The organism is Mycobacteriales bacterium (assembly GCA_035533475.1).
Taxonomy (GTDB): domain Bacteria; phylum Actinomycetota; class Actinomycetes; order DATLTS01; family DATLTS01; genus DATLTS01.
In genome coordinates this window covers 52,514-70,746 of sequence record DATLTS010000006.1, presented here as the reverse complement: position 1 = coordinate 70,746, position 18,233 = coordinate 52,514, and the positions used below count along the sequence as shown (strand labels likewise).

Below are 18,233 nucleotides of genomic sequence, written 5' to 3'. Positions count from 1 at the left end.
CGTTCGATCTCAGCCTGGCCCTGGCGAATGGCGCGCATCGTCTCTGGGTCCGAGAGGATCTCCGCGGTCTCCTCGAGAGCCTCGTACTCGTCAACGGGGATCAACACCGCTGCCGGACGACCCCTCCGGGTCACAAGTACGTGTTCGCGCAAGTCCGCGACGCGGTCGATGACATTTGCGAGGTCGCTGCGCAGCTCTCGCACCGGTACCGTCTGCATTTAGCAAGAGTACACCAGAAGGTACACATTGAGAAGTGGTGAAGCGTTGTTCTTATTCGAACCCGAGCGGTATTCGAGACGGCCTACGAGCATTGGCGCCCACGTAGCGGGTCATTCGAACCCAGCGCACGGCAGAACCCGAACGGTCATCTTGGCTGCGCAAGGCCGCACTTGATTCTCCTGCCGGACTTCGGACCCATCACCAGGTTCCTAGTCCCGAACGGCCCGTGGCCTCGACACTGATGCCGGCCGGCGCAGCTGGTGCTCTGGCGGTTTCTGCTCACCGCTGCTCCCAGTTGGCACGGCTGACCTTGAAGTGGTGCGCCACGCGAGACGGCCTACGCATCCGGGAGCCACAGGACGACTCCCGTAACCGAACTGATGCGAGCGCCTGCGGCATACCACCAACCTGCGCTGATTGTCCCTGTCTGCGCGAGCAATGCGACGCTGCTGGTCATGCTGTACGGGGTGACGCTCACGAATCCGGTCGTGTCGGTGATGGGACCGATGTTGCCGCTTGGGCAACCGGGCGAATACAGCACCCGAGTCGCCTGGCCGGGCGCGAAGCAGAAGCCATAGTCACCAGCGACAGTAAGGTCCCCCTTCAAACTCAGCAGCGAGTAGATCAACCCTGTCTGCGGTAGCGTGGCCGTACCGCCAGCGCTGTAGGCCTCGTTGATGGGTACCGCGTTAGCAAGATCGATGATGCTGGCTTGCGCCGGGGTGGTCGGCGTTAGGGATTCGGTCCCGGGGATACCACGGAAGTGGAAGACCGCTGTAACAAGGCCGCCGGAGGTCACGGCATGCAATCGGTATTCCCCTGCCGGCAGAATCAGACTCGCCGAGCTACTGTCGTGGCCAAACCCGTAGGCACTCAGGTCCGGCGCACCGCAGGTGCCGTGGGGACACATGGACGCGGTCGACGCGACCACTAGTGCACGCAGTGCGGTACCGGGCATCGAGCTCAGCGTGACAGCGAAGAAGTTTGCCTTGCTCGTGAGCTGTACGCCGGCGGCTGGCCCGGTGACTGGCGCGAAACTCAGCTGCGCCGTGGACGCTAGACGAACCAGCATGACCGCGTCGCGGGTAGCGCGCACGGTCGTGCGGCTAGCCAACACCGAGGGCGTCGGCTTGGCCGGTTGCGCATCGGCGATGGCCGCCGGGGCAAGTAGCAACCCGGCCGCTAGGAAACCGACGATATGCCGCCTTGCCGCAGCCTGGGGGCGCCTGCGATTGCTGCCCCCAGGCTGCGGCCAAGCTAGCCGGAAACGGTCGTGCACGCGGCACCGGGGACCGGCGCAGATCCATCGAGCCACTGCACGTAGAAGGTCTCGCAGGCCCGAATCTTGCCGATCCCGACATTGTTTGTCCCCACAGTCGTCGCGGCGTTGCCCGGCAATGCCAGCGACGGCGCGTTCGCGCTGCCACCAGCAGCCGAAGCGGCCCAGCAGCTGCTGATCGATACCGATGCTGCCGGACCTGCGGCCACGGCCGAACAGGACACAACAACTTGCAACCCACCACCGGTGAGAGCGCCGGTGAACTTGACTACGGGCACGACCGAGTGACCTACGCTGCCATACAAGCCCGTGCCCACGCCTGCCTGCACATAGTCGGTGACAGCGGCCGAAGCTGCCGTCGCCGTCAACACGCCTGCGGCGAGTAGCCCGAAAACCCCAGCCACCAGCCGCCGACGATACGAGATAAGCATGCCTGTCTCCATCCTGGCGAGACTCCCGAATCCCAGCGACTCGGCTGAGCACTCGTCGACAGGTACACGCGCCATCGGCCAAATCGTTACATCGCATCAGCAGCACCACTCCAGCAACGAGTGGGACCATCGCCGGTGACGGCACCGCCCAGCTCGACCCGCGTCATCGCATCCTCGACGGATACCCCCTGCCTGCATGACTGCCCATCGGGGCCTGAGCCCACGGACAGCCGTAGCGCCAGGTGCGCTGGCCGGGACGCCCACCGGGCGCACATCGCGTGAACGGCGAGGGCGCCGCAGCACACCGCCGAAGCCCTCCAGCCGATGCCCAAAGCCCCCGCTAGCCGGCCGGCGAGCTACAGGCGCAGTAGTTGGGCCCGGCGGGACAGTTACCACCGGACCGACCTACTACTGCTTCGGTCCAAGACAAAGATGAGCGATCACCGGGAAGTCGTCCAAGCAGACAACTCCGTCGTTACCAGGGCCCGGATCGTGGTTGCTCACTGTCGCGGTGTGCGCACGGTCTGGGGTGGCTATCACAAAGCCTCGCGATCCTGGCTTCGGGACCGTCGCAGCGAACCCCCGGTTCCCAATCGAGCCGTGCGGAACCTTCGTGAAAGCGGTCGTCCGCAACGCTGCGGTCAGCGCTCCGCCGGGTGACGTCGCCCGGGCGGCGTGCCCGATCAAAGTCGCCGCAGACCGCACCTGCTGTCCCACCTGGCCGGGGCCAGGCGACGTCCCGACAAGGCCGACAACTGAGACCGTGACCACCATGGCAAACGCAGCGGTCGCAGTGGAATCCACAGGAAGCCGACCCAACACCCGTTCAAGCCGGCGCAACCCAGCGATAAGGACAGCCAGCACGGCGGCGACGGTCTCGGCTAACCAACGTCGCAAACGATGTCGACGCACGCGGGCCGCTCCCCCTCCCTCCGCGATCGGCGCGTCCCCGAATCCGGCCAACACCAGCACTCGGTCCGGCAGGGGCAGCATCTGCAACGCGTGAAACGTGCGGATGAGTCTCAGCCGATCATCGACCAGATCGGCCATATCCGGACCTGAAGCCACGTCAGACACCGGAGCCTCGGCCTGCCGAGCCTGTCGCCGAACCCGATCGATCGAGAGATGGCGAGCGACAACGACACACCAAGCGAGCAGATCGTCGGTGTCTGTGAACGCAACCTGCCGCTGAAGCAATCGGCAAGCAAGCTCCTGCACAAGATCTTCAATATCTGCGTTGGGGACGCCTCGCTTACGCAAGAAAGCCCCCACCCTGCGCGACACGGCCGGCCAGGAATCCTCAAAAGCCGTAACCCATGCCGGATCCGAGCGTGTCCTGTGCGTCCCAGCCATGTTCAGCGTCAGGAGCCCAGCATGCCGATCCGAATCCTGCTCGTCGCCTTGCTCGCCGCAGCCAGCATCGCCGGAAGCCGTCAAGGCGCTTTCGAGCACCATCTCGCGCTCCCACCCATCAAGGACTGCGTAACCGTCGCTACCAACCCGCCAGTTGGCGGTTACAACCCCAGCGTCACAGTGTGCAAGCCGTAGGCGACAACCGCCATAGGTGCAAGGAACAGTATTCGCTGCCTTCTCGCGCATTCCTGCCGGTACGACTTCACGCGAACGGCAGGAAGGGTTCTCCGGTGGCCGTGCCGCGACGCTGGCGCGGCCACCGAAGCACCCGCGTGCAGGCCTCGACCCGCGCCGATCTCGCCGGTAGGCGATTCGGGGCTCCAGCGTGGCTTCGGCCTGCTGCAACCCGGGCGCTCTGGCTGGCGGAGCTGCTCGCTGCGGTCACCATCACGCTCGCCTGTTCGGACGAACACCGGCGAGCCGGAAAGTCGCGTGTCACAAAACGGCCTGAATTGTGGATTGGAGGGGTGAGAGCCGGCTGGCCCGGGGCTGTGGTGGTGAACGTTTGGTAACGATCTTGCTGGGGGTTTGTCGCATCTGGGCCTGTTCTTGCCGGTTCTTAGGTGGGACCCGGAGTCGGGGCCCCCACGGTCGGTGTCACGCCGGCCGTGGACCGGGACGGCCGGAAGGTCGCGGAGCGTGGAGGTGGCGTACGGAACGCGCAGCGAGTGTGCAGTTCGGGTTGCGGATGGGACTGGTTCCGATCCGCAACGCAGCGAGGGGTGAACATGCTGGTCAGCGGCCGGTTGGCCGGTCGGGGGGGACCGGTGACTGGACAGCCCAATCCTTCATAGTCACCGCTGCCCTCGCCGCGGGGGGTGGGTGCTGGTGAGCGAACCCGGCGACGCGGACGTCTCCGACGGGCCGGTGGATCGGTCCGCTGTGCCCTACGACGCGGTGGTGTCCGTGGTGGCGGAGCGGCTGCTGCAGCTGCTGGACGCCCACCGGGTGCTGACCACCGGGCAGCTGACGCGGATGACCGGCGCACCGGAGCGCACCACCGAGTACCGCCTGGCGCGCCTGGCGGAGCGGGGCCTGGCCGGCCGGGTCCGCCCACCGCGGCAGCGCGGCTCCGCCCCGTGGCATTGGTGGTTGACCGTCAAGGGCGCCCGGCTGATCAACGGCACCGCCTGCGCTGCGGAGCATCGGGAGCCCAACCCGCTGTTCGTGCGGCACACCACCGCCATCGCCGAACTCGCCCTGGCGCTGCGCGAGCACGGCCCGGCGGCCGGGGTGGAGCTGGCGGGCTGGTGGCCCGATCAGCACGGCTGGCAGCAGTGGCGCCCCGGCGCCCGGGAGGGCTTCCCCGGTCGGGTGCGGCGCATCACCCCGGACGCCACGGCGCACCTGCGCCTACACCTACCCGATACGGATGCGGGTGCGCCGCCGGTGCTGGGGGCGGTGTTGGTGGAGGTGGACTTGGCGACGATGACCGCCGAACGGCTGCGGCAAAAGCTCGGGCGCTACCTCGACTACGCCCGCGACGAGGCCTGGCAGGGCGTGCACCCGCACGCCCCGCTGCTGCTGGTGCTCACCACCACCCCGGCCCGGGCGGCGACGTTCCTACGCGGTGCGGCCCGCACCCTGCCCCGAATCCAACGCACCCACCGCGAACCCGACGACATCATCCTGGACGAGGCCGGCGCGCTGACGGTCGCGGCCTGCGGGTACGCCCGGGACCCGAAAGTCGCGGTCACCGAACGGGTCTGGATGCTGCCCGCGGACGGCAGCGAACTCACCCTGGTCGACCTGCTCGCCGAACGGATCGACGCCCAACGCCGCGCCGAGGTGGTGTGGGACACCCGGGACCGTCTCGTTGCGCAGTGGCGCTTCGAGGAGGCGCTGGAAGCGATCACCCGCCAGCGCGAGATCCCCGACCAGGTGCGCCTGGGGGATCCGGCGGCGGACAGTGTGCTGCGGGTACTGCACGCCGATGGCTACCCGGCGCTGCGAGCCTGGGCAACCGAGCATCCCGGCCCGGCCCGGCTGCTGACCGGCTGGTGGCAACAGCCCCGCACCCCCTGCGCCGAGGCGGCACCGGCCGTACCCGGCGGGCTCGTTTCGGCACTGCGCTCCGAGTACCCGGCCCGCTTCCACGACCAAGCCCAGGCACTCGGCGCCGCGACCGGCGCGATCGCCGTCGCCGCGCCGGTCTGGCAGGCCGCCGCCGGACGGCTACTGGCCGGCGAGCTGCTACCCGCTCTCAGCCTCGGGCTGGCCGCCAGCAGCACCGAGAGCCGTGAGCAGGCCCAGCAGCGGCTGTGGCGCTCGGGGCAGTACGGCCAACCCGACTACCCCACCCGCCGCCAGCACACCGTCCACGCCCGATGGCAGGCACTGGGGTTCCTGGGCCGCCGGCGCACCAGCCCGGCCGGGCTCGCCGCCGGCTACGACGCCGAGCAGCTGACCCTCTGCCCGGGCTGCCAGCTCGCCAGCCCGCGGGAGGACGCCGGCGAGCACTGCGAGGCGTGCAACAGCCCGTTCACCGACGTGCCCGCAACGCCGGGCGGTGACGTGCCGAGTTTGGTCGCCGAACTCACCCGCCGGCTCCACCACGCCCAGGCCGGCGACACCGACACGCACGAGCCCGGCGCGTATGGTCCCGGCGCCGCCCAGTGGTAGCCGGCCGTGCCAGTGCGGCCACACACCGCCCGTCCGCACCGGACCGCGCCAGTCCTACCAGCCGGGCTGCGCTGGGCGCCCACGACGGCCCACCCGCGCCCGTCGCCGGCACGTACGTGCCGTCCACCGGCAGTGACCGGCGGAACGCGGCGCCCGCCACACCGTCGGACGGCAGCGATCACCCCCGACCCGGCGACCCGCACGGACCGCCACGACCGGACTGCGCCGCGCAGCGGGTGAGAACAGATGTTGAACAGCAGCCGCAAACTGCCGACACCAACGGTCCAGCAGAACTCCAGCAGCAGCCGCAACCCAGCGAACGCGCCAAAGGTGGACGGCGACAGGGCGGACCCCGTCACCCACCCCGGTGCCCCGGACCCGGCGTGCCGACGACCGGCGCCGTGCCAGCGCCCGGTGCGCTCCGCCCGCTGGCCCGAGCACTGCTGGCCGCCGCCGCCGAGCTACACACCCGCCGCCGGCAGGCAGGCGGCCTGCCCGAGCCCTACCCCGGCGAGCAGTCCCGCCGGCCCGACTTGCCAACCCAGCGGGATCGAGCGTCCATGGACTGTCCAGCCTCAACCCAAGGAGCGTGACATGCGCTGCGTGCTCTACCTGCGGGTCTCCACCCGCGAACAGGCCGAGAAAGGCGAAGGCACCGAAGGCTTCTCCATCCCCGCCCAACGGGAAGCCGCCACCCGCCACATCCGCGACGCCGGCTGGGACCTGATCGACGAGTACACCGACCGGGGTGAGAGCGCGCGAAGTGCCGACCGGCCGGCCCTCAAAGCCATGCTCGCCCGGATCGCCACCGACCGGGACGTCGACGCGGTCGTCGTGCACAAGATCGACCGGCTGGCCCGCAACATGGAAGACCACGTCGCGATCCGGGCGCTGCTGCGCAAATGCAAGGTGGCCCTGGTCAGCGTCACCGAAAACCTGGAAGAAAGCGCCTCCGGCCGGCTGGTGGAAGGCATCCACGCGTTGATGGCCGAGTTCTACTCCGCCAACCTGGCCTCCGAGATCAAAAAGGGCATGACCCAGAAAGCCAAGCAGGGCGGGTTCCCGCACACCGCGCCACTGGGCTACCTCAACACCCGCGAGATCATCGCCGGCCGGCAAGTCGCCCGGATCGTGCCCGACCCGGCACGCGCACCGCTGATCACGCTCGCGTTCGAGGCCTACGCGACCGGCGAGTGGACATTGCAGACCCTCGCCGAGGAGTTGGGGCACCGCGGGCTCACGAACCGGGGCAGCCGGTCCAAGCCGTCCGCGCCGATCAGCTGGCAAGGGCTGGCGAAGATCCTCGCCAACCCCGCCTACACCGGCATCGTCGAGTGGAACGGCGTGCAGCACCCCGGCACCCACCAGCCGCTCGTCTCCCCCGACACCTACCGACGGGTCCGCGAACTCCTCGCCGCCCGCTCCGTGCGGGGCTGCCGGGAACGCAAACACCCGCACTACCTCAAAGGCAGCCTGTTCTGCGGGGTGTGCGCCCGGCGCCTCTCGGTCCAGCTCTCCAAGGGCGCCTACACCTACTTCTACTGCCTCGGCCAGAAAAGCGATCCGGCCGGCACCTGCCGCGAGCCCTACGTGCCCGCCGAGAAACTCGAAACCCAGATCGCAGCGCTCTACGACCGCATCCAACTGCCCACCTCCTGGCTCCGCCGGCTGGAAGAGGAGATGGCCGCCGAAGCCATCGAACGGCAGCACCGCGACGCCGGCCAGCGCGAATTCCTCACCCACCAACTCGCCCGGGCCCAGACCCAGCGGCGCAAACTGCTCGACGCCTACTACACCGGCGCGATCGACGTCGCCACCCTCAAAGTCGAGCAGGACCGCATCGGGCGTGACATCACCGCCGCGAAAGACTCCCTCGAGGCTCTCGACGCGAACTTGACCGAATGGCAGGAGATCCTCACCCTGGCGGCACGCTTCGCCACCCGCTGCGCCGAGGCCTACCGCAAAGCCGACGACAAGACCCGCCGACTGTTCAACACCGCGGTCTTCGACCGCCTCGTCGTCAAAGACGGCCAGGTCGCCGAAGTCAGCTACCGGCCGCCCTTCGACGACCTTTTCACCGGCGGCGAGTTCGAATACGAAACGCTTGTGGAGCTAAGGGGATTCGAACCCCTGACCCCTTGCCTGCCGAGCAAGTGCTCTACCAGCTGAGCTATAGCCCCGAAGCGGCGAATTCTACATGCCGGACCGTGCTAGCCCGCCCGGGTCGGAACCGGCGACCGGCGTGGCGACCGCCGGCTCGGCGTCGTCGCCGAGCGCGTCCGTCGGCGGCGTGGCGGCGTTGTGCTCGACCAGGCGCCATCCCTGCCCCGTCTCGGTGAGGATCGACCAGCTCGCGTTGCCGAGCGGACCGAGCCGCCACCAGCGGCCCGGCTCCAGCTCGAGCAGCCGCCCGAGCAGCGCCCGGGCCGTCCCGCCGTGGGTCACTGCGACGAGCACCCCGCCGGCCGGCACGGCGGCCAGCCGCTCCCCGATCAACTCCTCGGCCCGGTCGGCCACGTGGAGGTAGGTCTCCCCGCCGCCGCGCGGCCGGTCCTCGTGGTCTACCCACGCCCGGTACTCGCCCGGGAATCGCTGCGCCGCCTCGGCCGCGGTCAGCCCCTGCCACCCGCCGAGGTCGATCTCCCGCAGCCGCGGATCGTGGCCGACCGGCAACCCGACCAGCTCAGCCAGCGCAGCGGCGGTGCTCCGGGCCCGGGTCAGATCCGAGCTCAGCAGCAGGTCCGGTCCGAGACTGGCGAGCAGCCCGGCGGCAGCGGCAGCCTGCCGGGCGCCGACCGGGTCCAGCGGCGGGTCGAGCTGCCCCTGGAACCGGCGCTCGGCGTTCCACGCGGTCCGGCCGTGCCGCCAGACGACGAGCCGCCGTCCGGTCACCGACCCCCGGCCTGGGCCGCCGGCCGTTCGGCGGGCACGGCGTCGGCGGGCAGCGGCAGGCTCGGGCAGTCCTTCCACAGCCGCTCGAGCGAGTAGTAGCTGCGCTCCTCGTCGTGCTGGACGTGCACGACGATGTCTATGTAGTCGAGCAGGATCCAGCGGCCCTCGCGCTCCCCTTCGCGGCGCACCGGGCGGGCACCGAGCCCGCGCAACCGTTCTTCCACGGCGTCCACGACCGCCCGGACCGCCCGGTCACTGGGCGCGGCGGCGAGCACGAAGCAGTCGGTGATCACCAGCTGGTCGCTCACGTCGAGCAGGGCGATGTCGGTGGCGAGCTTGTCCGCGGCCGCGGACGCGGCCGCCCGGGCGAGCTCCAGGGAACGTTCGGCGGCGGTCACGACGTCGAGGATCTCACGGCTCGCCCACCCGAAAGCTCAGCCGCGGTAGTCGGCCCCGATGATGACGATGACGTCGGCGATGTTCTGGTCGCGGGTGGACACCCGCACGACCTTCGCCGGGTCCAGGTTGAGCGCTCGGGCAACCTCGTCGCCGAGGGCGATCTGCTGGGACGTCTCGGCGAAGATCAGGACCAGCGAGGTCCGGAAGCCGAAGTGGGGGGCGTTGCGGTCCCCGACGACCTGGAGCCCGGCGTTCACCAGCCGGTCCCGCACCGACGAGCCCAGGCCCGGGGTCCCAACCCCGTTCTCGACGAGCACCCGGCGGCTGCCGGACACCGCGCCGGGCGGGACCGAGTCGGCGAGCACCGTGGACACCAGCTGCTGCACCTGCCCGGTGTCGATGCCGTAGGACGCCGGGCCGGAGCCGACCTCCAGGGTGGTCGTCGGCAGCGTGTCGTACTGCACCCGGTTCCCGGCGTCGTCGCGGGCGAACTCGACGAGCAGCGCGGCGGTCTGCGCCATGCTCAGCCCGGAGATCGCCGAGCCGCCGCCGAGCGCGGTCAGCTCGCCGGCCAGCGCGCCGGGCTGCGCCGGCAGCCGGGCCATCAGCGCGTCGAGCACCGCCTGAAGCCGGGGCAGGTCCGCGATCTGCGGCTCGCCCGGGGCGAGATACCCGGCGTAGGTCACCGCGTTCGCGCCGCTCAGGAGCTGACGGCCCGGGTTGAGCAGGACCGCCTGCCCACCGCCGCGGACCGGGGTGGTGATCGTCGTGTCCACGGTGACGGTCACCCCCCCGACCCGGTCAATCAGCGCCGCAAGACCGCCCGTCGTCACCACCCACGACCCGTCGACCGTCACATTCATCAGGTCGGCCAGGGCGTCGCGGGACAGGTTCGCCCCGTTCGGCAGCGCCAGTGCCCGGCCGAACAGCAGGCTGCCCGACCCGGGGACCTCGCTGATCACCCGGGACGGGATGAGGATCTCCGCACCCTGCCCGGTCCGGGTGTCGTGGGCGAGCAGCGCGCTCACCACCGCCGAGCCGTCCGCGCCGCGGAGCTGGAACAGCAGCGTCGCCTGCGGCCGGGCGCCCGCCGCCGCGGGCGGCGTCCCTTGGTGGACACCCAGCCCGACCCCGAGCGCCCCGCCCACCAGGGCGAGCAGGACCACGACGGCCGCGGCGATAAGCCCGCGGATCCGCCTGCTGCGCCGCTGGCGTTGCCGGCGCAGCTCCCGGCGCCCGGGCGCCCGCACGATGGTCACCGACGGCGCCAGCGGGCCGGCGGTCGGCTGCGGCGGGGGTGACCCGGCGGGTCGCCGCCCGATCCGCCGGCGCTGCCCGCGCCGGCCGGTCACGGTGCCCCCGGCCGGTAGAGGCGGCGCTTGGAGATGTACTGCACGACCCCGTCCGGTACCAGGTACCAGACCGGCTCGCCGCGGGCCACCCGGTCGCGGCAGTCGGTGGAGCTGATCGCGAGCGCCGGCACCTCCACCAGGCTCACCGCGCCGTCCGGGAACCCCGGGTCGGACAGCTTGTGCCCGGGCCGGGTCACCCCGATGAAATGGGCGACGCCGAACAGCTCCTCGGCCCGGTCCCAGCCGAGGATCTGGGCCAGCGCGTCCGCGCCGGTGATGAAGAACAGCTCGACCGCCGGCCCGTAGGCGTCCCGGACCGCCCGGATCGTGTCGATCGTGTAGGTCGGGCCGGGCCGGTCGATGTCCGCGCGGCTCACCGTGAAGCTCGGGTTCGCCGCGGTTGCGATCACCGTCATCAGGTAACGGTCCTCGGCCGGGGAGACCCGGCGCTCGGACTTCTGCCACGGCGACCCGGTGGGGACGAAGACCACCTCGTCGAGGTGGAAGAGGCTGGCGACTTCGCTGGCCGCGACCAGGTGCCCGTTGTGCACCGGATCGAAGGTCCCGCCCATCACCCCGAGCCGGCGGCCCGCGCCGCTGCATTCCACGCCAGGCAGGGTATCGACCGGGCTACTCGATCCCGGGCAACGGCGGGGCGCCGGCGTCCCAGTTCGACACCCGCACCGCCTTCCCGCCCTCCGGGCGCGGCAGCCCGCCGGCCGGTCGGGCGACGACCTCCGCCCCCAGGCCGAGCCGTTCACGCAGCGCCCCGCCCAGATCGGCGGTGAGGCCGGCGGCCGCGTCGACGCCGGGAGCCAGCTCGCAGACCACGACGAGCCGGGCGCCGGGCGCCCGGCGGTCCACGACCAGCTGGTAGTTCGGCCCGAGCCGCGGATCCGCGAGCAGCACGGCCTCCACCTCGCTGGGGTAGACGTTGACCCCGCGGATGACGAGCATGTCGTCGCGGCGGCCGAGCACCTTGCTCATCCGGACCAGGGTCCGCCCGCACGGGCACGGCGCCCGGTCCAGCGACGCGATGTCGCCGGTCCGGTAGCGCAGCAGCGGCAGCGCCTGCTTGGTCACCGTGGTGAAGACCAGCTCGCCCGGCGTGCCGTCCGGCACCGGCGCGCCGGACTCCGGGTCGATCGCCTCGACCAGGAAGTGGTCCTCGTTGACGTGCAGGCCGCGCTGCTCCAGGCACTCGGCGGCGACCCCCGGGCCGATCACCTCCGACAGCCCGTAGATGTCCAGGGCCCGCAGCTCGAGCAGCTCCTCGATCTGCCGGCGCAGCGCCTCGCTCCACGGCTCGGCACCGAACACCCCGGCGCGCAGGCTGGTGGCATCGACGCCGGCGGCGCGGATCGCCTCGCCGAGCTGGACCGCGTAGGACGGGGTGCAGGTGAGGATCTGCGGTCGCAGGTCGGCGATCATCCGCACCTGCCGGGCCGTCATGCCACCGGACATCGGCAGCACGGTCGCGCCGAGCGCGATCGCCCCCTGATGGATGCCGAGGCCGCCGGTGAACAGCCCGTAGCCGTAGGCGTTGTGAACCAGCGATCCGGGCTCCGCACCGGCGGCGGCCAGCGCCCGGGCGCAGACCTCGGCCCACAACTCGAGGTCGGCCCGGGTGTAGGCGACGAGGGTGGGCCGACCACCGGTGCCGCTGGACCCGTGCACGGCGACGACCTCGCTGCGCGCCACGGCGAGCATCCCGAACGGGTAGGCCGCCCACAGGTCGGCCTTGCTCGTCGTCGGCAACCCGGACAGCCCGGCCAGCCCGGACGGCCCCGCCAGCCCGGACGGCGCCACGTCGCGCCCGGCGGCGACCCCGGCGGCCCGCAGGCGTTCACCGGCCAACCCGCCGGCGTCGAGCAGCCGGTCCACCAGCGAAGCGAGCCGCTCGCCTTGGCGGCGGGCCCGGTCCTCCGGTGCCGCACACTCCGCCGCGGGATCGCGGATCACAGCAGCGCGGACACGAACTGTTCGAGCTGCGCGGCGTTGCGGCACTCCACCATCTCCACCACCTCGGCGTAGCCGGTGGCGGAGGAGTCGCCGCTCCCCCAGTACTGGCGCGGCTCCGGGTTGAGCCAGTAGGCGTGGCGGGCCCGGCCGACCATCGAACGCAGCGCCGGCAGGCCGAGCGCGCGGTAGTTGTTCCGCGCGTCGCCGAGGATGAGCAGCGACGTCTTCGGTCCCACCGCGTCCGGCCACTTCTCGACGAAGACCTCGAAGGCGTGGCCGTAGTCGCTGTGGCCGTCGTACCAGACCAGGTTGGCGCCGGCTACCAGCCGGGCCATCGCCTCCGCGACGTCGTCGCCGGCGGTGAAGAACCGGGTCACCTCGTCGGTGGTGTCGATGAACGCGAACGCCCGCACCTTGGCGAACTGCTCGCGCAGCGCGTAGGCGAGCAGCATGGTGAAGTGCGCGAACGAGGCCACGGAGCCGCTGACGTCGCAGAGCACGACCAGCTCCGGCTTGTGCGGCTTGTGCGGGCGGTGGTGGGTGACGACCGGCACCCCGCCGGTGGACAGCGAGGCCCGGACCGTGCGCCGGAAGTCCAGCCGGCCGGCGTGGCCGTGGCGGCGGCGGGCGGTCAGCCGGGTGCCGAGCCGCCGGGCCAGCGGGTACACCTGGCGGCGCAGCTCCTGGAGGTCGTCTCGGGAGGCGCGGAGGAAGTCGACCGTCTCGGCGAGGGGCTTCACCGCGGTGCGGGCGACGTGCTCGACGCCGCGTTCTTCGGCCAGCCGGCGTCTGACTTCGGCTTCAACGAGGGTTTCGAACAGCCGGAGGCGCTCGGCGAGCGTCTGCCGCGCGACACGCTCGGCGAGGCCGCCGCGCTCCTGGCCGCGCAGCACCTCCTCGAGCAGGCCTGCCAGCAAGGTGTCGGGGGAGAGCCGGCGCAGCACCCGGTAGGCGAAGAAGGACTGCCGGCCCGGCTGGGTTGCGGCCCGGCCGAGCTGACCCACCGCCTCCCGGGCGAGCCGGCGCAGCGCCGCCTCGTCGCCGTCGAGGAGCAGCTCGCGGAGCCGGTCGCGAAGCCGGTCGCGGAGCCGCTCGTTGTCCGCACCCGGCGGGCCGGGGTCGTCGGGGGCGTCGGTGGGGGCCTCGCCGGCCGGCTGCCCGTCGCCGACCGCCCTCGGGTAGTACAGGTCGAACAGGGTGTCGAACGCGAGGCGCTGCGCGGGCCGCTTCACCAGGGTGGCGGCCAGCGCCGAGCGGAGCGCGTCGCGGTCGGCGAGGCCGAGGACCGCCATCGCCCGGGTCGCGTCGAGGGATTCGGCGAGGGAGACCGGCAGCCCGGCCGTGCGCAGCGCGGCGACGAATGCGACCTGGCGGTCGAGCAGCCCGGCCGGCACCGGCGGGCCTAGTTCGCCGGGCCGGCCAGCCGCAGTTGGCTGACCGCTCGGGCCTGGTCGGAGGCGTGCTTGAGCACCACGCCGAGGGTGCCGGCGACCGCCGCCTCGTCGAGGGTGTCCAGGCCGAGGGCGAGCAGGGTCCGGGCCCAGTCGATGCTCTCCGCGACCGACGGCGCCTTCTTCAGCTCCAGCGCGCGGAGCGCGCGCACGGTGCGGACCAGCGACTCGGCGAGCGCCTCGGCGATCTGCGGGACCCGGGACAAGATGATGGCCTTCTCCCGCTCGGCGCTCGGGTAGTCCAGGTGCAGGTAGAGGCAGCGCCGCTTCAGCGCCTCGGACAGCTCCCGGGTGGCGTTGCTCGTCAGCAGCACGAACGGGGTGCGGGTGGCCCGGATCGTGCCGAGCTCGGGGATCGTCACCTGGAAGTCCGACAGCACCTCGAGCAGCAGCCCCTCGACCTCGATGTCGGCCTTGTCGGTCTCGTCGATGAGCAGCACCGTCGGGTCGCTGCGGCGGATCGCGGTGAGCAGCGGCCGGGCGAGGAGGAACTCCTCGGTGAAGATGTCGTCGTGGGTGTCCCGCCAGCCGGCGTCCGCGCCGGCGGCCTGGATCCGCAGCAACTGCTTCTTGTAGTTCCACTCGTACAGCGCCCGCGCCTCGTCCAGCCCCTCGTAGCACTGGAGCCGGACCAGGTCGGCGCCGGCGGCGGTGGCGACCGCCTTGGCCAGCTCGGTCTTGCCGACGCCGGCCGGGCCCTCGACGAGCAGCGGCTTGTCGAGGCGGTCGGCGAGGAACACGGTGGTGGCGATCGCGTCGTCGGCGAGGTAGCCGGCGCCGGCCAGCCGCTCGCCGACGTCGGCCGGGCTGGCGAACGTCGCGGTCACACGACCTCCTCGGGAACCGAACGTCATTCTAGTCCATCGGAGGTCCACGATCGACCCCGGAACCGCCCGGGGGCCGGCGTCGGGCCGGCCCCCGGGACGGCGCCTACCAGGTGGTCGGCACCGGAGTCTGGGCGTTGCCCCCGGAGGTGATCGCCGTGGTGTCCGTGCCGCTGAACACCGGCCCGCTCAGCGTGACCCGGTTGTTGGAGATGGTGCCCATCTGGTCACCTTCGATCCCGGCGTGGCTCGTCGAGGAGAACCCGAGCGGGGCCAGGTTCGGGCCGTTGAGCGCCGCCGCGGTGATCGCGTTGACCAGGCCCTGGCGGGTGAGGTCCGGACCGGCCGCCTTCAGCGCCCGGTAGGTCATGTAGGCGATCCCAACCCCGTTCAGGAAGTTGCCGTCGAAGGGCTGGCTGGCGTCGTACTGGTCGTGGATCTGCTTGAACAGCGCCGTCCACTGGTTCGCGGTGTCGGAGGCCGACGCGTAGTAGCCGTCGGTGATCATGCCGTCGTCCAGCACCCCGCCGGCCTTGCCCTTGGAGAACACCTTGAGCAGGGTGTCCAGCGTGGTCGGGTCGCTGCCGACGCTGCTCACCACGAACTGCGGGTGGTAGTTCAGCGCGGCGGCGGTCAGCACGGCGGTCGCGGTCGCCGCCGGGATCGTGAACAGCACGACGACCTTCGCGCCGAGCGCCTTCGCGGTCGCGATCGCGTTCGGCACGTCGACCGGGATCGCGGTTGCGGTCGGCACGTACTGCTTCTTCGCGACCACGTCCGCGGCCGGGATCTCCGCGTCGAGGCCCTTGGCGCCGTAGGTGCCAAGGTCGTCGGCCTGCCCGAGATAGGCGACCTTCTGCCCCGCGAAATGCTGGGTCACGTACTGGCCGAGGATCTTGCCCTCGACGACGTAGTCGGTGAAGTCGGAGAACGTGTACGGGTAGGCCGTGACGTTGTTGAAGCCGGGGAAGCCGGTGTCGACGAACAGGTCCGGGATCCGGTTGGCGTTCAGGAACGACACGACCGACTCGTGCGGCGCGGTGCCGAGGGCCCCGACCATCGCGAACACGCTGTCCTGAAGGACCAGCTTGCGGGTGACCGTCGGGGTCTGCCCGGTCACGTCGTAGACGTCGTCCTGGTAGTCGAACGTGATCTTGCGGTTGTAGACGCCGCCCTTGCTGTTGACGAACTGGAAGAACGAGTTGATCGCCGGCCCGATCTCGTCATAGCCGGAGGACGCCGGCCCGGTGAGCGGTTGGGTGCTGCCGAGCAGGATCGACGTGCCGGTGACCCCGGGCGCGGTGGCCTTGCCGAGGCCCCCGGAGCCGGTTGATCCGCCCGAAGACGGCGAGGAACTGCAGGACGCGGCGAGCACGGCGAGCACCGCCGTCGCGGCCACGGCCGGCAGTCTGGACTGCCGAGTGGAACCGATCTTCATCTGTGCTCCTCCTTGGTTCGAGCGGTGTTCACGTGGACCGGACCGGACTGCCGCGGGTCGCCACGAACGCGACGAGCCGGCGCAGCCCGGCCTGGATTCCCCCCGGGAAGACGAGGATCGCCACCATCAGCACCAGCCCGTAGACGCCCAGCGCGAGGTTCGCGCTGATCGGCCGCGACAGGCTCAGGTGCTGGGACAGCGAAGTCGCCCACTGCGGAAGATATACGACCAGGATCGCCCCCCAGACCGCGCCGAACAGGGTGCCCATCCCGCCGAGCACGGCGCCGGTGAGCAGGGCGATCGAAAGGTTGATCGGGAAGCCGTCGGAGGAGACGCTGGTCGTCGCGTAGGCGAGCAGCGCCCCGCCGAGCCCGGCGCAGCCGGCGGACAGGACGAACGCGAGCACCTGGGTCCGGGCGACGTGGATGCCGGCGAGCGACGCGGCGATCTCGTCGTCGCGGACCGCCCGGAACGACCGGCCGAACCGGCTGCGGGCCAGATTGGCCAGCAGGATCACGGTGAGCACGACGGCGAGGCCGGAGATCCAGGACATCCAGCGCTCGGCGGTGAACGTCGGGCCGAGGAACGCCGGCGGGGCCGGCGGGTTCAGCGAGAAACCGGTGCGCCCCTTCAGCGTCGCCGACCAGCGGACCGGGATGTCCGGCAGCGCGACCGCGAGGGCCAGCGTCGCGCCGGCCAGATACGGCCCGCGCAGCCGGGCGGCGGCGACGCCGACCAGCCCGCCGGCGGCGGCGGCGACCGCGACCGAGGCGAGCAGCACGACGGCGAGCAGCAGGTGGGTGTGCACCGCCAGCAGCGCGGTCGTGTAGGCGCCGACCATCATGAACGCGCCGTGGCCGAGTGAGATCTGGCCATTGAAGCCGGTGAGGATGGACAGCCCAGCGATCGCCACCAGGTAGGCGCCGATCGAGGCGATCTGGAAGTCGTTGTAGGCGTTCTGCGTCGACGTGATCACCCAGATCGCCACCAGCCCGGCCGCGCCGAGCACGAGATGGCGGAGCAGCGGCTGGCTGGGCAGGCGCAGCCGGCCGGCCAGCTCGTTCGGTGTCATTCAGACCCGCCGCTGGCCGAGCCCGGAGAACAGCCCCTGCGGCCGGACCATCAGCACCACCACCAGGACGACGAGCGCACCGAGCACCTCGAGGCTGGGGCCGGCCACCGACCAGCCGCCGACGTAGCTCGTCACCAGGCCGAGGACCAGCCCGCCGATCAGCGCGCCGACCGGGCTGTCCAGGCCGCCGAGGACGGCGGCGGCGAACCCGAAGATCAGGATCTCGTCCATCATGTTCGGCGACAGGAACACCTTCGGCGCGACCAGCACACCGGCGAGCGAACCGACCAGTGAGGCGAGCGCCCAGCCGAGGGTCAGCATCCGCCCGACCCGGACCCCGAGCAGCCGGGCGACCTCCGGGGAGAACGCGGCCGCCCGCATCCGCAGGCCCAGGCTGGTGGCCCGGAACAGGACGACCAGCGCGAGCATCACGAGCAGGACCGCGCCGATGACGAAAAAGTCGAACCGGGAGATCGCCAGCGCATGGCGGCCGATGCCGACCCCGACGATCGAGAAGTGCGCCGGGAACGCCCGCGTCCCGCCGCCCCACACCATGCCGGCCACCGATTCGAGCAGGATCAGCAGGCCGATGGTGACGATCACGGCGTTCAGCGGGTTCTTCGACTCGACCCGGCGGACGAGCAGCCGTTCGACGATCGCGCCGAGCGCCAGCCCGGATCCCAGCGCGACCGCGAACGCGATCCAGTAGTTCCAGCCCCGGTCGATTACGGTCACCGCGAGGTAGGTGGTGAACATCGCCATCCCGCCCTGGGCGAAGTTGACGACCCGGGTGGACCGGTAGATCAGCACCAGGCCGAGCGCGACCGCGGAGTAGATCATGCCGTAGGTGAGCCCGTTGAGGGTTTCGCTCAGCATCGG

16 protein-coding genes and 1 tRNA gene are annotated in these 18,233 nt (G+C 71.2%); 3 read left to right on the top strand and 14 right to left on the bottom strand.

Going from position 1 to position 18,233, the window contains the following annotated elements:
• From VNG13_00620 to VNG13_00610, 3 genes are all read right to left on the bottom strand, one after another.
• Positions 1-218: type II toxin-antitoxin system Phd/YefM family antitoxin (locus VNG13_00620; protein ID HVA59025.1), on the bottom strand; the 218-nt coding region annotated here is incomplete at its 3' end.
• Between the two features lie 338 nt (positions 219-556).
• A complete protein-coding gene (locus VNG13_00615; protein HVA59024.1) occupies positions 557-1,315 on the bottom strand; it encodes a hypothetical protein in 759 nt (252 codons plus the stop codon).
• Positions 1,316-1,476: 161 nt separating this feature from the next.
• Complete coding sequence (locus tag VNG13_00610; protein HVA59023.1) at positions 1,477-1,941, bottom strand: hypothetical protein; 465 nt, start codon at positions 1,939-1,941, stop codon at positions 1,477-1,479.
• Between the two features lie 1,362 nt (positions 1,942-3,303).
• Between VNG13_00610 and VNG13_00605 the strand changes: the two genes are divergently transcribed.
• The 3 genes from VNG13_00605 to VNG13_00595 all read left to right on the top strand — a co-directional run bounded on the left by VNG13_00605 (position 3,304) and on the right by VNG13_00595 (position 6,557).
• Entirely contained in the window at positions 3,304-3,477 is a 174-nt protein-coding gene (locus tag VNG13_00605; protein ID HVA59022.1) for a hypothetical protein, read from the top strand.
• 693 nt (positions 3,478-4,170) lie between these two features.
• Complete coding sequence (locus tag VNG13_00600; protein HVA59021.1) at positions 4,171-5,964, top strand: replication-relaxation family protein; 1,794 nt, start codon at positions 4,171-4,173, stop codon at positions 5,962-5,964.
• A 383-nt stretch (positions 5,965-6,347) separates the two neighbouring features.
• Positions 6,348-6,557, top strand: a complete 210-nt coding sequence (locus VNG13_00595; protein ID HVA59020.1) for a hypothetical protein — start codon at positions 6,348-6,350, stop codon at positions 6,555-6,557.
• Positions 6,558-8,071: 1,514 nt separating this feature from the next.
• On the opposite strand, the gene VNG13_00590 is transcribed toward VNG13_00595, so the two are convergent.
• The 11 genes from VNG13_00590 to VNG13_00540 all read right to left on the bottom strand — a co-directional run bounded on the left by VNG13_00590 (position 8,072) and on the right by VNG13_00540 (position 18,230).
• Positions 8,072-8,144, bottom strand: a tRNA-Ala gene (locus VNG13_00590).
• Between the two features lie 13 nt (positions 8,145-8,157).
• The gene (locus VNG13_00585) at positions 8,158-8,856 is read right to left on the bottom strand and encodes a histidine phosphatase family protein (protein ID HVA59019.1); all 699 of its coding nucleotides are present in this window, start codon (positions 8,854-8,856) and stop codon (positions 8,158-8,160) included.
• Positions 8,853-9,254, bottom strand: coding sequence for a ribosome silencing factor (gene rsfS / locus VNG13_00580; GenBank protein HVA59018.1), 402 nt, complete (start codon positions 9,252-9,254; stop codon positions 8,853-8,855). Before rsfS ends, VNG13_00585 begins: the two co-directional genes overlap by 4 nt.
• Before the next feature lie 36 nt (positions 9,255-9,290).
• Positions 9,291-10,607, bottom strand: a complete 1,317-nt coding sequence (locus tag VNG13_00575) for a LytR C-terminal domain-containing protein (GenBank protein ID HVA59017.1) — start codon at positions 10,605-10,607, stop codon at positions 9,291-9,293.
• Positions 10,604-11,215 (bottom strand): nicotinate-nucleotide adenylyltransferase, encoded by a 612-nt coding sequence (nadD, locus tag VNG13_00570; GenBank protein HVA59016.1) that lies wholly within the window; start codon positions 11,213-11,215, stop codon positions 10,604-10,606. The genes VNG13_00575 and nadD overlap by 4 nt, the downstream gene beginning before the upstream one ends.
• A 22-nt stretch (positions 11,216-11,237) precedes the next feature.
• On the bottom strand, positions 11,238-12,569 hold the full coding sequence (locus tag VNG13_00565; protein ID HVA59015.1) for a phenylacetate--CoA ligase: 1,332 nt from the start codon (positions 12,567-12,569) through the stop codon (positions 11,238-11,240).
• Complete coding sequence (locus VNG13_00560; protein HVA59014.1) at positions 12,566-13,963, bottom strand: VWA domain-containing protein; 1,398 nt, start codon at positions 13,961-13,963, stop codon at positions 12,566-12,568. Before VNG13_00560 ends, VNG13_00565 begins: the two co-directional genes overlap by 4 nt.
• Positions 13,964-13,971: 8 nt before the next feature.
• A complete protein-coding gene (locus VNG13_00555; protein ID HVA59013.1) occupies positions 13,972-14,847 on the bottom strand; it encodes a MoxR family ATPase in 876 nt (291 codons plus the stop codon).
• A gap of 103 nt (positions 14,848-14,950) precedes the next feature.
• Positions 14,951-16,282 carry an ABC transporter substrate-binding protein gene (locus VNG13_00550; GenBank protein ID HVA59012.1) on the bottom strand — a complete coding sequence of 444 codons (1,332 nt, stop codon included), beginning with the start codon at positions 16,280-16,282 and terminating at the stop codon, positions 14,951-14,953.
• 28 nt (positions 16,283-16,310) lie between these two features.
• Positions 16,311-17,354: a branched-chain amino acid ABC transporter permease gene (locus VNG13_00545; protein HVA59011.1), complete on the bottom strand. Its 1,044-nt coding sequence runs from the start codon at positions 17,352-17,354 to the stop codon at positions 16,311-16,313.
• Positions 17,355-18,230 carry a branched-chain amino acid ABC transporter permease gene (locus tag VNG13_00540; protein HVA59010.1) on the bottom strand — a complete coding sequence of 292 codons (876 nt, stop codon included), beginning with the start codon at positions 18,228-18,230 and terminating at the stop codon, positions 17,355-17,357.
• Positions 18,231-18,233: the final 3 nt, after the last annotated feature.